The sequence below is a fragment of the Nocardioides sp. CPCC 206348 genome (assembly GCF_048654705.1).
Classification (GTDB): domain Bacteria; phylum Actinomycetota; class Actinomycetes; order Propionibacteriales; family Nocardioidaceae; genus Nocardioides.
The window spans coordinates 6668-7097 of record NZ_JBMCZA010000243.1; the positions used below are offsets into that span (position 1 = coordinate 6668).

Consider the following 430-nt stretch of genomic DNA (forward strand, 5'->3'; position numbering starts at 1 on the left):
TTGGCCGCGATCGCCGCCGCCTCCGAGCTCGGGGAGCTGCGCGTCGTCGTGAACTGCGCCGGCACGGGCGATGCGATCAAGACCGTCGGCAAGGGCAACACCCCCTACCCGTACGACAAGTTCCAGCGGATCATCGAGATCAACCTGATCGGCAGCTTCAACGTCATCCGCCTCGCCGCCGCGCACATCGCCGGCCTCGAGCTGCAGGGTGAGGAGCGCGGGGTCATCATCAACACCGCCTCGGTGGCGGCCTTCGACGGCCAGATCGGCCAGGCGGCGTACGCAGCCTCGAAGGGTGGCGTGGTCGGCATGACCCTCCCGATCGCCCGCGACCTGTCGACCATCGGGATCCGCGTCGTCACCATCGCGCCCGGTCTCTTCGACACCCCGCTGCTCGCCTCGCTGCCCGAGGAGGCCCGCAAGAGCCTCG

1 protein-coding gene is annotated in these 430 nt (G+C 69.5%); it reads left to right on the forward strand.

The genetic code is table 11. The features are described 5' to 3' along the window. The coding region (locus tag ACOADB_RS28355; RefSeq protein WP_378607097.1) for an SDR family NAD(P)-dependent oxidoreductase at nt 1–430 on the forward strand (430 nt) is incomplete at both ends.